The following is a 12855-nucleotide window of genomic DNA, read 5'->3' on the forward strand; positions in this document are numbered from 1 at the left end:
ACAAAAAGTCTCCAAACAGGAAAAGACCAGACGTTGGTCTGGCCTCCCCTGCCTGGAGCGATATGCGAAAGAGCTATCTGCTTACTTAACTTCTACTTCAGCACCAGCTTCTTCGAGTTGCTTACGCAGTGCGTCAGCTTCGTCTTTGCTTACGCCTTCTTTAACTGGCTTAGGAGCGGTGTCAACCAGTTCCTTGGCTTCTTTCAGGCCCAGACCGGTCAGGTCTTTAACCAGTTTCACGACAGCTAGTTTAGCAGCACCAGCCGACTTAAGAACAACGTCGAACGACGTTTTCTCAGCAGCAGCTGGAGCGGCATCGCCTGCACCTGCACCACCACCAGCTACCATTACTGGAGCGGCAGCAGCCGGTTCGATACCATACTCATCCTTCAGGATAGTAGCTAACTCGTTAACTTCTTTAACTGTCAGGCTTACAAGCTGCTCCGCGAACGCTTTCAAATCTGCCATTGTAGTATTTTATTAATTTGGTTGTGATACAATTGTTTGAGATTCGGGATTATCCCGATTGATTGTCGAATTGGCGAGCTTTCGCCCACCTTACAGCTAGGCTGCTTCCTCGCGCTCCGACAGCGTTTTGAGGATACCGGCCAATTTGTTGCCACCGCTTTGCAACGCCGAAACGACGTTTTTGGCAGGTGATTGCAGCAGGCCGATGATTTCGCCGATAAGCTCTTCTTTGCTCTTCAGTGCGATGAGCGTGTCGAGTTGATCAGCACCAATGAATAAGCTATAGTCGATAGACGCAGCTTTCAGTTGCAGCTTGTCGTTCGTTTTACGGAACTCCTTGATAAGCTTAGCCGGTGCTTTGCCATTTTCAGGGTGAAACATCACCGCTGACTGACCATGCAAAACCGTATCGTTGAACGGCGTATAATCCGTATCGAGGGTTTCGAGTGCTTTTTTGATGAATGTATTTTTCACCACTTTGTACTCGATGCCCCGCTCAAAACACATCCGACGGAGGTTGTTTGTTTCAGCAACCGTCATGCCATTGGCTTCCGTGATGTAGAAGAAGGGAATAGACTGGAACTTTCCAGTTAATTCCTCAATAATTGCTCCTTTGTCCTCGCGCTTCATGGCTTAAATTCCGGCTACTGTGCCTTTATCAATCGTTACTCCCGGACTCATTGTGCTCGACAGGTTAATTGTTTTCACGTACGTTCCTTTGGCCGATGAAGGCTTCAGGCGCATCAGTGTCGCAATAATTTCCTGCGCGTTTTCAGCCAGTTTTTCTGGCGTAAACGATACTTTACCAATACTGGTATGGATGATACCGGTCTTATCAACTTTAAAGTCGATTTTACCAGCTTTCACCTCGCGAACAGCTTTCGCTACGTCAGGCGTTACCGTACCCGATTTCGGGTTTGGCATCAGACCGCGCGGACCAAGTACTTTACCCAGACGACCCACTTTAGCCATAACGTTCGGCATCGTGATAATCACGTCGATGTCCGTCCAGCCTTGTTCGATCTTCTGAATGTAGTCATCCAGGCCCACGAAATCAGCACCTGCCTCTTTCGCTTCGTTCTCCTTGTCCGGGGTGCAAAGCACCAGAACGCGAACCGTTTTGCCCGTACCATGTGGCAGTGTGGCAACGCCACGAACCATTTGGTCGGCCTTACGCGGGTCAACGCCCAACCGAACGTCAATATCCACGGAAGCATCGAATTTCGTGAACGAAATCTCTTTCAGAATCTCGGCTGCCTGGTGGAGCGAGTATTCTTTAGCGGCATCGTACTTCGATTGAGCTTCCTTTTGTTTTTTCGTTAACTTAGCCATGTCTTTTTTTGCTTCGGCAAGTCTATTAGTTCTCGAAGGGCGCTGTGCCCGTCACCGTGATTCCCATGCTGCGGGCCGTACCGGCCACCTGCTTCATTGCAGACTCTACTGTAAAGGCATTCAGATCGGGCATCTTCGTTTCCGCGATTGTCCGAATTTGATCCCAGCTTACAGAGCCTACTTTGTTGCGGTTTGGTTGAGCAGAGCCGCCTTTCAGCTTAGCTGCTTCTAACAGCAGAATCGGTGCAGGCGGGGTCTTGATGACGAAATCAAAGGATTTATCCTTATAATACGTAATCAAAACTGGCAGCACCGTACCCATTTTATCCTGCGTACGGCCGTTGAACTGCTTGCAGAATTCCATGATATTTAAACCCTTGGAACCCAAAGCTGGACCGATCGGAGGTGATGGGTTGGCTTGCCCGCCTTTTACTTGCAGCTTTACGTAGCCACCTACTTCTTTTGCCATTGTGGTAATTAAGTTACGACCGCGTGGGCGGCCCCGTTACGATTCACGATGTCGGGTGGTTAGTCACATAACCGGTCCACGTTCATCCTAAACCAACTTGTTTTGATCGTTTATCCTCTGAGGGAAGCATAGGACGTCCGATCACGGAATCTGACTGCTGACAATCAGATTTCCTTTTCTACTTGCGCGTAACTGAGTTCTACCGGAGTATTCCGGCCAAATATTTTCACGACAACGTTCACTTTCTTCCGGTCGTCGAATACTTCTTCTACGGTGCCAATGAATCCACCAAATGGACCATCGACTACTTTTACTGATTCGCCTTTTATGTAAGCAACGGTTGGCGTAGCCACTTCCTGCGCTTCTTCGTCAACCTTACCCAAAATACGGTTTACTTCAGCCTGGCGGAGGGGAACGGGTACTTTTGACGTCGTTCCTGCCTGCGAGTTGCCTAAGAAACCCAATACACCCGGCATATTCAGAATCATATCGAGTGCCCGGTTATTACCCAAATCGGCCGAAATCAAAATGTAGCCCGGAAAAAATGATTTTTCCCGTACACGCTTCTTACCGTTGCGCATTTCGTACACTTTTTCAGCAGGAATAAGCACCTGCGGAATAACTTCGTCCAACTTTTGCCGGATGATTTCGTTATCAAGGTAGGATTTGATTTTCTTCTCCTGTCCTGATACCGCCCGTATGACGTACCACTGTATGCCGTTCATAGGATGTTTACGGATTATGATTTACGATCTACGATTACAACTGATACAGGTATAACCGTGCATCAAAACCATAAATCGAAAACCGGTTTAGAATGACTGATAAAACGCGTTCAGTCCATTCTCAAATACTAAGTCTATTAGACCGACTAACAGCGCAAAAATCAGCGATGCTACCAGTACCAGCGTTGAACTGGATTGCAGATCGCTGAATTTGGGCCAAGTCACGTTGTGCTGAACTTCCTCCCAGGAGGCTTTCAGAAACGAGATAAACTTGTCCATGTTAAAGTAAGGGATTGGCACGGGTGGAGAGATTCGAACTCCCATCAACGGTTTTGGAGACCGCTATTCTACCCTTGAACTACACCCGTATAAAAATTTGTACGACGACCCGAATCAGCGTGCCCTGAAACGGACTGCAAAAGTACGAACTATTATCAAAAAAACAAGTGCATCTCTGGGAAGAAATGCACTTGTTTTGAGATATTTACCTTAGTCGAGGATTTCCGTTACCTGACCGGCACCTACGGTACGGCCACCTTCGCGGATAGCGAAACGAAGTCCTTTTTCCATAGCGATCTTGTTGATCAGGTTTACTTCGATGGTGATGTTATCACCAGGCATAACCATTTCAACGTTGGCAGGAAGACTGATCTCACCCGTTACGTCTGTGGTACGGAAGTAAAACTGTGGACGGTATTTGTTAAAGAATGGTGTGTGACGACCACCTTCTTCTTTCGACAGAACGTAAACCTCAGCCTTAAATTTCAGGTGAGGAGTTACTGAACCTGGCTTACAAATAACCATACCACGACGGATATCGGTTTTTTCAATACCACGGAGCAGAAGACCTACGTTGTCACCGGCTTCACCACGGTCCAGAATTTTCCGGAACATTTCAACACCTGTTACAACAGACTTCAGGTTTTCAGCACCCATACCCAGGATTTCAACTTGCTCACCTGAGTTGATGATACCCCGCTCGATACGACCGGTAGCAACTGTACCACGACCTGTGATCGAGAATACGTCCTCTACGGGCATCAGGAACGGAAGATCCGTCATACGTGGAGGCAGTGGGATAAAGCTATCAACACTGTCCATTAACTCTTCGATGGTAGCAACCCATTTGGCATCGCCGTTCAGGCCACCAAGAGCCGAACCTTGAATAACTGGGATGTTGTCACCGTCGAAGTTATAGAAGCTCAACAACTCGCGAATTTCCATTTCAACGAGTTCAAGAAGTTCTGGATCGTCAACCATGTCCACTTTGTTCATGAACACAACAAGCTGAGGAACACCTACCTGACGAGCGAGCAGGATGTGCTCACGCGTTTGGGGCATTGGTCCGTCTGTTGCTGCTACCACAAGGATAGCACCGTCCATTTGCGCAGCACCCGTAACCATGTTTTTTACATAGTCAGCGTGGCCTGGGCAATCGACGTGAGCATAGTGACGATTTGCCGTTGAATATTCAACGTGCGATGTATTGATGGTGATACCGCGCTCTTTTTCTTCCGGAGCGTTGTCAATCGAGGAGAAGTCCCGAATTGCGGCCAGACCCTTTCCGGCCAGCACTTTCGTAATGGCAGCCGTCAGCGTCGTTTTACCGTGGTCAACGTGACCAATCGTACCGATGTTTACGTGCGGTTTCGAGCGGTCAAAATTCTCTTTTGCCATGTTTTTAAAACGCTATTGTGAACTGTTTTTTTTATTGGATGAACTCGCTGAAAATAAATTAAACCCAGCGAAATCATCCTCGTTTGAGAGCTGATGCCGTTTGGGCTTAATACCGCACGGGCGGCCCCGTTAATAAGGCTCCTTGCGGAGCCTTGAGCCGTTACGGGGACTTGAACCCCGGACCTCTTCCTTACCAAGGAAGTGCTCTACCGCTGAGCTATAACGGCTTACATGTAATCGTATAATTAATAAAGCGAAAAACGGGCCAATTTTTCGTTGACTCCGATTGTTTGTAACCTTTCGGCTACTTCTCTATTAATTGAGCGGAAGACGGGTCTCGAACCCGCAACCTATAGCTTGGAAGGCTATCGCTCTACCAATTGAGCTACTTCCGCTTACTTAGTGGCTGGCTACTAGCAAAGTCGTAGCGGGTACGATGAATTACTAGTTAGCGATTCACTAAATGGTGGGGAGTGGAGGATTCGAACCTCCGAAGGCGTACGCCAGCAGATTTACAGTCTGATCCATTTGGCCACTCTGGAAACTCCCCAAAAAATCACTATTAAAGAACATTTTCCGCCCCGTTTCCGGTTTGGAGTTGCAAAATTACACGTTTTTACGGTGTTGTCAACAGATGCTCCAAAAATAATTTAACAAACCTGTCTATTCCTGTAACATCCGGGTCAGCAGTTTGCCATCCGGATACTGCATTTCGGTGATACGCCACCGTCCGTTCACTTGCTTCATATCGACTCTAACTTCTTCTGGCTTAGCTTTATTCTCAAATGTAACGTACACAATAGCCTTCGTACCGCCCACAACCGCAGGCAATACCCAGGTCTTTTTTATATCCGCATCCGGTGCATTGTACAGCAAATTTATTTTTGCCCGGTTTATCTTACCCGATGTTTTTTGTCCATCGTTCCAGATAATATCAGCCGTCGACTTAGCAAAAAACTGATCGATAAGCGCGCGGCCTTTTCCTTCCCGCATGGGATTTTCTACCTTGTTGTGTTCAAAATAGAGCGCCCTTACCAACCGATCAGCTGCTGACCTCGGGGTGTTATCTGTTGGCCGTTTTGTTAATGCCGTGGCACTGTCCTCTATTGCCGTGGCCGTGGTCGTTTGTGTTTCCTGTTTCGGTTTTGTTTGGCAGGATATACTGGCGATTAAGAGTGCGGTTCCTAGTACGAGTGTTTTCATGGTGTAGGGGTTTAGAAAAGGTTCGGACAGCCAGAGCTGTCCGAACCTGATTATAAAGTCTGAGCCTGTTTAATTTACCAGACCTTAATACGGTCTTCCGGCTTTTTGTACATCTTATCACCAGCCTGAACATTAAACGCCTGATACCAGGCATTGATGTTCGATAGAGGCCCGTTGCAGCGATACACACCCGGCGCATGAGGATCGGTCATGATCAACTGCGCCTGCGTTTCGGGAAGGACGTTGATACGCCAAACCTGTGCCCACGACAGGAAGAACCGCTGATCAGGGGTAAAGCCATCAATCAGGCTTTTCTTACCACTCGATTTGCCCTGCGCCGTTTTTTTAAAGGCATCATAAGCAATAGCCAGTCCACCCAGGTCAGCCAGGTTTTCACCAAGTGTAAGCTGTCCATTCACTTTAATAGAATCGAGGACTTTGAAACCAAAAAACTGCTCTTTTACCTGATCAGCCCGTTTCTTAAAATTATCGGCATCCGTTTTAGTCCACCAGTCGCGCAGGGTTCCGTCAGCGTCATACTGTCGGCCTGAATCGTCGAAACCATGTGTCATCTCGTGACCGATTACAGCCCCAATGCCTCCGTAATTCACGGCATCATCGGCATTGAAATCGAAGAATGGGAATTGCAGGATAGCCGCCGGGAAAGCGATTTCGTTATTTACGGGGTTGTAATAGGCATTTACGGTTGGCGGTGTCATCCCCCATTCGGTCTTATCGACAGGCTTGCCCAAACGATTAAGCATGTAGTTGTACGACCACTTGCTGGCCGATTTTACGTTTCCGTAGTAGTCATTCCGGTTTATGACCACACCGTCGTAGTTCTTCCATTTGTCTGGATAACCGATCTTCCGTTTAAACGATATAAGCTTTGTCAGCGCCTTCTTCTTGGTATCCTCGCTCATCCAGTCGAGGTTTTTGATATGCTCTTTGTAGGAGGCCTCAAGGTTATCAACTAGGGTCATCATACGCTGTTTAGCTTCGGGCTTGAAGTACTTCTGCACGTATAGCTGCCCAAGCAAATCGCCAAGGGAGTTGTCAATCAATCCACTGATGCGCTGCCAGCGGGGTGTTTGCTCTTTCTGGCCGGTTAATACCCGCGAGAAGGCAAAATTCTGCTTCACAAAGGCATCGCTCAAATAAGGAGCCGCCCCTTTGAGGATGTTCCAGCGCATGTAGGTACGTAAATCCTCAATAGGTGTGGCAGCAACCAGGCTATCCAGCGACCGGAAGAAGGCCGGACTTTGTACCAGTACGGTGTCCTGTCCTTTAGCGCCGTATTTCGCCATTTGGTCGGTCCAGTTGATGCCAGGCGTCATTTTTGAAAAATCGCTCACCGTCAATTTGTTATACGTTTTGTACGGATCGCGCATTTCCACGCGCGGCATTTGCGCTTTCGCCAATGCCGTCTCAACACGCATAACCACATCTGCATCCTGCGACGCCTGGGTCGGCTCTTCGCCAATGAGGGCAAACATTTTTGTTAGATTGTCGATGTAAGCCTCACGGATTTTCTGACTGCGGGCATCGTTTTTCAGATAGTAATCCCGGTCGGGAAGCGTCGTACCACCCTGACTGAACTGGGGCAGGTATTTGCTAACGTTTTTACGGTCTTGGGAAACGAAAAAGCCAAACAGCATGCCATTGCTTTGCGTCCGCTGGTACGCCAGTTCGTCCAGGAAAGCCGCCTTGTTATTGACTTTGTCAACGCGAGCCAGATCGGGCTTGATGGGGTCGAAGCCGCGCTTTTCAATGGTCAGGCTATCCATACCACTCATGTAATAATCGCCCACCATTTGATACAAACGTCCTTTAGTTGATGTTTTCGACGCATCTTCGAGCAGCGTTTTCATGGCATCGAGACTTTTTTCCCGCAACTCATTGAAGCTGCCCCACGACGTTTTAGAAGCTGGAATTGCATTCTGTTTTAACCAGTTACCATTGGCATACTGGTAGAAATTATCGCCCGGTTTCACCGACATATCCATATTTTGGGGGTCGATGAACTTCTGGGGCACTGCGGCTATGAAACCTATGGCGAGGGCTACAGGTATAAAAAAAGCGACGCGCTTAGTCATGTTGACAAGTTGGGTTGATGAAAGGCTACAAATTTAAGCAAAAATAGAAACGCGGGTCGAACGGATTTGGCGGATAAAAACAGATAAATCCGTTCTGATTCGTCAAATCCGTTCGATCCGCGTTCCTGTTGAATATATACTTATTTACCTGCTGTCAAGGCCGACTGAAATTCTTTATAAGTACCTAATTTAAACTGGTCGAATGGCTCTTTCTGGTGGTAGTTTTTTCCAAAATACGTAATGATCTGATGGAATGTCCGTGGTTCGAGGTAGCCAGGAATAGGCTGGATCAAATTAAATTTTTCATCTAGAAAAACAGTAGTCGGATAGCTCATCTGGTTCTTGAGCAAGGCTGCGGCCAGCTCATGAACACCCCGACTGCCTCCACTGATGTATTTAAAGGTTTGCTGCCCCAGCGTTACATCGCCCGTTTGCTCGGCATTGAACCGAACCGGATAAAAATTTTCGTTTACATAATCGACAATGGCCGGTTTCGAGAACGTTTCGCGATCCATGACTTTACACCATCCGCACCAGTCGGTATAGACGTCTACAACAAATTTCTTTGGCTTTTTTTGCGTCAGCACATACGCTTCCTGAATGGTTAGCCATTTAATGTGTTTCGTCTCCCCACTAACTTTATGTATGGGTGGGTTAATGGGCAGAGTCGTTCGAAAGGCACAAATGGTGAGCAAAACGAAAGCCGCAAAGAATAAAAGCAGACGGTTCATATCAGGTCGTTTGTTTATATGTACTAACGCTCGTTAGTTAATAAAATTAGCAAAATGGCTCGCTCTTCACAGAAAAATGTTAATCATTCCACTGGCTTGACGGCTCTCAGTATATCACGTTTGTGCAGCGGCCCCGAATGTTTTTCAACCACTAATCCGGCGGCTCTCATATTTCGCTGCACATAACTCCTCGAACAATAGGTCGTCAGCATACCACCCGGCAGCAACAAATGAGCCATTTTCTCGAAGATTTCCGGCTCCCAGAGTTCGGGTTGGGCCGTAGGCGCAAAAGCGTCGAAATAGATCAGGTGAAATTGATAGGCAGTCTGGAACTCCTGAATGGTGTTTTCGAACTTAGTAAGGGTAAAATAGGAATTGATATTCACTGGTTCATGCCAGAGAGACGCATGCAGTTTCGGCAACAGGTCTGTATGAAAAAAATCGTCGTAATTGAGCTGCCGAGCATCCTCAACAGCCAACGGATACGCGTCGATAGTTGTATAGAACACCTTTCGCCGATTCAACTGCGCTTCCTGAGCTGTCAATAAAGCGTTCAAACCTGTGCCAAACCCCATTTCAAAAACATGCAGATCGGTTTCAGGAAATTTATCGAATGCCGAACGCAGTCCTACGTCAATATAGACCCGCTGCGATTCCTGATAGGCACCATGAATCGAATGGTAGGGTTTGTCGAGAGCCTTGTTAACGGCGGTATGCGTACCATCTGCCGTTAGCATCAGGCGAATGTCTGCTTTCATTATCTATGCTTTTTGGTCTATTTTTGCCAGTCATTTCAGTGTATACCTGACGACGTTCTTTTAGACCAATTATTATTCATCCATTATTACTCCAATGATTCAACGCATTCAAACGATATTTTTGTTTCTCATTACCGTTGCCATGGGCATTGCCCTAACCAATCCTCTTTGGGAGAAAACGAATCTGCAGCCGCCAACCAGTGCTCACCTGACCGCCCTGGTATACAGCCAGCAGCAAACCCCTCTTCAGCAGCCGGGCTTACCTGTGCAAGTTACACCCGTTACTTTCGAAGTATCCGTCTGGTATCTGGCCCTATTGATTGGCCTGGTTGGACTATCGTCGCTGTATGCCCTCTTCCAGTATAAAAATCGGCTGACACAAACCGCTTTATGCGCGGTGAATGCGTTGATGCTGACGGCCATTATGGGTATTATTCTTTACCGGACACTTTACATGGGCAAAGAATTCGGGAACCCGGCCGACCAGGGTAATTTCCAACTGGGCTTTTATGCCATTATTGCCGCTTTAGTATGCAACGCGCTGGCTAATCGATTCATTCGCCGGGATGAAAAACTGGTGCGAGGATCGGACCGCTTGCGGTAGGAACACATGTAACCCAAAAACACATGAAAGGTCGACCATACAATAGATAGTATGGCCGACCTTTCCTTTTGTAGCGCTTTATACATGCCCATAAGTGCTTTTGCCGTATCTTGAGCGGGAATTACAACCCCAACTCGAAATGCAAAAAAAGGTACTCCTGTTTCTTCATCTCCTACTGACCGTTCCGTACTTACTAGCTGCCCAGCCTTCCAGCAGCACTGGCACAGCCCCGGGCATTACCACCTTTACAACAGGTATGGAGCGCAATCCCGGCTTCATGACCTACTATTGGGATGCCAAAAAGGGTAAAATTTGGCTCGAAATAGCCTCCTTCAATACTGAATTTCTGTATTATCCGACATTAGCACAGGGCGTCGGGTCAAACGACATCGGCCTTGACCGGGGCCGCTTGGGCCAGGAACATGTCGTAAAATTCGAGCGCACAGGCCCTAAAGTCCTGCTCATTGAGCCCAACTACAGCTATCGCGCCATCAGCAACGACCCGCTCGAACGGCAGGCCGTAGAGGAGTCATTTGCCAAATCGGTTCATGCCGGATTTGATGTTGTCGCCGAAGAAAATGGTAAAGTACTGGTCGACCTGACACCATTTCTACTACAGGACGCTGTGGGTGCTGTGCAGGCCATTGCCCGAACCCGGCAGGGCACATTTCGATTCGATCCTGCCCGCAGTTCGATGTATCTGCCCCGATCAAAAGCATTCCCGCAAAACACGGAGTTCGAGACGATCATTACACTCACGGGCGATAATCCAGGGCCTTACCTGCGCGAAGTAGTGCCTACACCTACGGCCATAACCATGCATCAGCACCACTCCTTTGTGCAGTTGCCCGATGCCAATTACAAACCCCGTGTATTTGATCCGCGTATTGGCTACGGAGGTATCGAGTATTTCGACTACGCTACGCCGGTGAGTCAGCCCATCATGAAGCGGTATATCTCGCGGCATCGGCTCGAGAAAAAAGATCCATCAGCGGCCGTCAGTGAAGCGGTGAAACCAATCGTTTATTACATCGACCCCGGCACGCCCGAACCTATTCGGTCAGCGCTGATGGAAGGGACTGCCTGGTGGAATCAGGCTTTTGAAGCCGCAGGCTATAAAAATGCGTTTCAGGTGAAACTACTCCCGGCCGATGCCGATCCGATGGATATTCGCTACAACCTTGTTCAGTGGGTCCACCGCTCCACCCGGGGCTGGTCGTATGGGGGCAGTATCAGCGATCCACGCACGGGTGAGATCATCAAAGGGAAAGTGACACTGGGCTCGTTGCGCGTCCGACAGGATTACCTGATTGCGCAGGGACTGGTTGGTAATTTCAGCGCAACCGGACAGGATTCCTCGCAGGCCGACCCAATGATGACCATGTCCATCGAGCGGCTGCGTCAACTAGCCGCGCACGAAGTTGGGCACACACTTGGCCTGCCACACAATTACATTGCCAGCACAGAAGGTGGTAGTGCCGGTGCGCCGGAGCGATTTGGGCGTGCCTCTGTAATGGATTACCCAACAATGGTGGCCAAGATAAAAGGAGCCAGCATCGACTTGTCGGATGCGTATGCCAAAGGCATTGGAGCCTATGATAAGTGGAGCATTCGCTACGGCTATGAGCAGTTCCCGGCCGGAACAAATGAAAAGCAAGCCCTCAACAAAATTGTTACCGACATGCATAAGTCGGGCCTGACGTTCCTGACCGATCAGGATGCCCGTCCGGAAGGGTCGGCACACCCCAGCACTCACTTATGGGACAATGGGTCCAACGCCATTGACGAGCTCAAGCGGGTAACCGACGTTCGGCGCCTTGCTTTATCGAATTTTACTGCGGCCAAAATACCGGCGGGTATGCCCATGGCAACGCTCGAAGAAGTGCTGGTGCCAATGTATATGTTCCACCGGTATCAAGTTGAAGCAGCCGCAAAAGTTGTAGGGGGTCAAACCTATACCAATGCGCTCCGGGGCGATGGTCAGGCGGTCATGTCGACGGTTCCGGCATCGGAGCAGAAACGAGCTTTGGATGCGTTGCTAACCACGCTGGACCCCACCTTCCTGGCCTTACCTAAATCCGTGCTGACCCTGATCCCCCCCCGCCCATTCCGGTACGATCCCAATCAGCGGGAAGTCTTCAAACGCCGGACGGGTATCACATTCGACCCGATGGGACCGGCCGAAGCGGCTGCGGGCATGACCCTTCAAATGCTGCTAAACCCGGAGCGCGTTAGCCGTCTGGTGACGCAGTCATCGCTCGATGCCGCGCAGTTGAGCCTCGAATCTATGCTGGATCAGCTACTGAGTGCCACCTGGTACAAAGCAGATCCGGCCGATGGCTATCAGGCCGAAGTGAAGCGCATGACCGATAAACTGTTTCTACAGAAGCTGATCGATCTGGCCAATAATCAGGAGGTTGCTTCTCAGGCGCGAGCTGTGGCGCTCCTGAAATTGAGTCAATTGACTAGTAAACTAAGCGTCTCTAAAGCTAACCCAAAAATAGCGGCTCATCATTTGTTTGGCGCGGACCAGATCCGGCGGGCAGCCGGCAACATTGCTGATATACGACCAACCAATACACAGACCCCACCCGACGGGGCTCCCATCGACCCCGGTCAGGAATGGCTCTCGCCCGACTGCGACTGGAAATAATACGAAAGCCGCCTGTTTACTTGACAGGCGGCTTTTTCATTTTAGCCAACTCGAATGACTGTAATTTCCCAAGTTATCGATTTAAGTTTAATTACAATTTAACTACTCCCCAACCTCCTATCTTGAGTTAGGGTCATAG

The 12855-nt window shown here is 48.9% G+C and carries 13 protein-coding genes and 4 tRNA genes; 2 read left to right on the top strand and 15 right to left on the bottom strand.

Annotated elements, in window-relative coordinates:
* Positions 1-81 precede the first annotated feature (81 nt).
* The 15 genes from rplL to mnmC2 form a co-directional block, all read right to left on the bottom strand.
* Complete coding sequence (gene rplL / locus ACYVK4_RS02000; RefSeq protein WP_297371594.1) at positions 82-468, bottom strand: 50S ribosomal protein L7/L12; 387 nt, start codon at positions 466-468, stop codon at positions 82-84.
* A 96-nt stretch (positions 469-564) separates the two neighbouring features.
* On the bottom strand, positions 565-1098 hold the full coding sequence (rplJ, locus tag ACYVK4_RS02005; RefSeq protein WP_461125819.1) for a 50S ribosomal protein L10: 534 nt from the start codon (positions 1096-1098) through the stop codon (positions 565-567).
* A 3-nt stretch (positions 1099-1101) separates the two neighbouring features.
* Positions 1102-1800: a 50S ribosomal protein L1 gene (gene rplA, locus ACYVK4_RS02010; RefSeq protein ID WP_461125820.1), complete on the bottom strand. Its 699-nt coding sequence runs from the start codon at positions 1798-1800 to the stop codon at positions 1102-1104.
* Positions 1801-1825: 25 nt separating this feature from the next.
* Positions 1826-2269, bottom strand: coding sequence for a 50S ribosomal protein L11 (gene rplK / locus ACYVK4_RS02015; RefSeq protein ID WP_461125821.1), 444 nt, complete (start codon positions 2267-2269; stop codon positions 1826-1828).
* A 164-nt stretch (positions 2270-2433) separates the two neighbouring features.
* Positions 2434-2994 (bottom strand): transcription termination/antitermination protein NusG, encoded by a 561-nt coding sequence (gene nusG, locus ACYVK4_RS02020; RefSeq protein ID WP_461125822.1) that lies wholly within the window; start codon positions 2992-2994, stop codon positions 2434-2436.
* 87 nt (positions 2995-3081) lie between these two features.
* Complete coding sequence (secE, locus tag ACYVK4_RS02025) at positions 3082-3273, bottom strand: preprotein translocase subunit SecE (RefSeq protein WP_012928967.1); 192 nt, start codon at positions 3271-3273, stop codon at positions 3082-3084.
* Between the two features lie 15 nt (positions 3274-3288).
* Positions 3289-3362 (bottom strand) — tRNA-Trp (locus tag ACYVK4_RS02030).
* A 121-nt stretch (positions 3363-3483) separates the two neighbouring features.
* Positions 3484-4671 (bottom strand): elongation factor Tu, encoded by a 1188-nt coding sequence (gene tuf / locus ACYVK4_RS02035; protein ID WP_461125823.1) that lies wholly within the window; start codon positions 4669-4671, stop codon positions 3484-3486.
* A 155-nt stretch (positions 4672-4826) separates the two neighbouring features.
* A tRNA-Thr gene (locus tag ACYVK4_RS02040) sits at positions 4827-4898 on the bottom strand.
* Positions 4899-4993: 95 nt separating this feature from the next.
* A tRNA-Gly gene (locus tag ACYVK4_RS02045) sits at positions 4994-5066 on the bottom strand.
* 69 nt (positions 5067-5135) lie between these two features.
* Positions 5136-5221, bottom strand: a tRNA-Tyr gene (locus ACYVK4_RS02050).
* Positions 5222-5334: 113 nt separating this feature from the next.
* Complete coding sequence (locus ACYVK4_RS02055) at positions 5335-5874, bottom strand: hypothetical protein (protein ID WP_461125824.1); 540 nt, start codon at positions 5872-5874, stop codon at positions 5335-5337.
* 74 nt (positions 5875-5948) lie between these two features.
* Complete coding sequence (locus ACYVK4_RS02060) at positions 5949-7970, bottom strand: M13 family metallopeptidase (RefSeq protein WP_461125825.1); 2022 nt, start codon at positions 7968-7970, stop codon at positions 5949-5951.
* A 140-nt stretch (positions 7971-8110) separates the two neighbouring features.
* The gene (locus ACYVK4_RS02065; protein ID WP_461125826.1) at positions 8111-8701 is read right to left on the bottom strand and encodes a thioredoxin family protein; all 591 of its coding nucleotides are present in this window, start codon (positions 8699-8701) and stop codon (positions 8111-8113) included.
* A gap of 83 nt (positions 8702-8784) precedes the next feature.
* Positions 8785-9459 carry a tRNA (5-methylaminomethyl-2-thiouridine)(34)-methyltransferase MnmC2 gene (gene mnmC2 / locus ACYVK4_RS02070; RefSeq protein ID WP_461125827.1) on the bottom strand — a complete coding sequence of 225 codons (675 nt, stop codon included), beginning with the start codon at positions 9457-9459 and terminating at the stop codon, positions 8785-8787.
* Between the two features lie 94 nt (positions 9460-9553).
* On the opposite strand from mnmC2, the gene ACYVK4_RS02075 reads away from it, so the two are divergent.
* On the top strand, positions 9554-10063 hold the full coding sequence (locus ACYVK4_RS02075; RefSeq protein WP_461125828.1) for a DUF4293 domain-containing protein: 510 nt from the start codon (positions 9554-9556) through the stop codon (positions 10061-10063).
* Positions 10064-10202: 139 nt separating this feature from the next.
* The gene (locus ACYVK4_RS02080; RefSeq protein WP_461125829.1) at positions 10203-12716 is read left to right on the top strand and encodes a zinc-dependent metalloprotease; all 2514 of its coding nucleotides are present in this window, start codon (positions 10203-10205) and stop codon (positions 12714-12716) included.
* Positions 12717-12855 lie beyond the last annotated feature (139 nt).

It is taken from the genome of Spirosoma aerophilum (assembly GCF_054782495.1).

Coding starts and splice junctions, on each gene's coding strand:
- rplL (WP_297371594.1), bottom strand. CDS start 468: ATGGCAGATTTGAAAGCGTTCGCGGAGCAGCTTGTAAGCCTGACAGTT.
- rplJ (WP_461125819.1), bottom strand. CDS start 1,098: ATGAAGCGCGAGGACAAAGGAGCAATTATTGAGGAATTAACTGGAAAG.
- rplA (WP_461125820.1), bottom strand. CDS start 1,800: ATGGCTAAGTTAACGAAAAAACAAAAGGAAGCTCAATCGAAGTACGAT.
- rplK (WP_461125821.1), bottom strand. CDS start 2,269: ATGGCAAAAGAAGTAGGTGGCTACGTAAAGCTGCAAGTAAAAGGCGGG.
- nusG (WP_461125822.1), bottom strand. CDS start 2,994: ATGAACGGCATACAGTGGTACGTCATACGGGCGGTATCAGGACAGGAG.
- secE (WP_012928967.1), bottom strand. CDS start 3,273: ATGGACAAGTTTATCTCGTTTCTGAAAGCCTCCTGGGAGGAAGTTCAG.
- tuf (WP_461125823.1), bottom strand. CDS start 4,671: ATGGCAAAAGAGAATTTTGACCGCTCGAAACCGCACGTAAACATCGGT.
- ACYVK4_RS02055 (WP_461125824.1), bottom strand. CDS start 5,874: ATGAAAACACTCGTACTAGGAACCGCACTCTTAATCGCCAGTATATCC.
- ACYVK4_RS02060 (WP_461125825.1), bottom strand. CDS start 7,970: ATGACTAAGCGCGTCGCTTTTTTTATACCTGTAGCCCTCGCCATAGGT.
- ACYVK4_RS02065 (WP_461125826.1), bottom strand. CDS start 8,701: ATGAACCGTCTGCTTTTATTCTTTGCGGCTTTCGTTTTGCTCACCATT.
- mnmC2 (WP_461125827.1), bottom strand. CDS start 9,459: ATGAAAGCAGACATTCGCCTGATGCTAACGGCAGATGGTACGCATACC.
- ACYVK4_RS02075 (WP_461125828.1), top strand. CDS start 9,554: ATGATTCAACGCATTCAAACGATATTTTTGTTTCTCATTACCGTTGCC.
- ACYVK4_RS02080 (WP_461125829.1), top strand. CDS start 10,203: ATGCAAAAAAAGGTACTCCTGTTTCTTCATCTCCTACTGACCGTTCCG.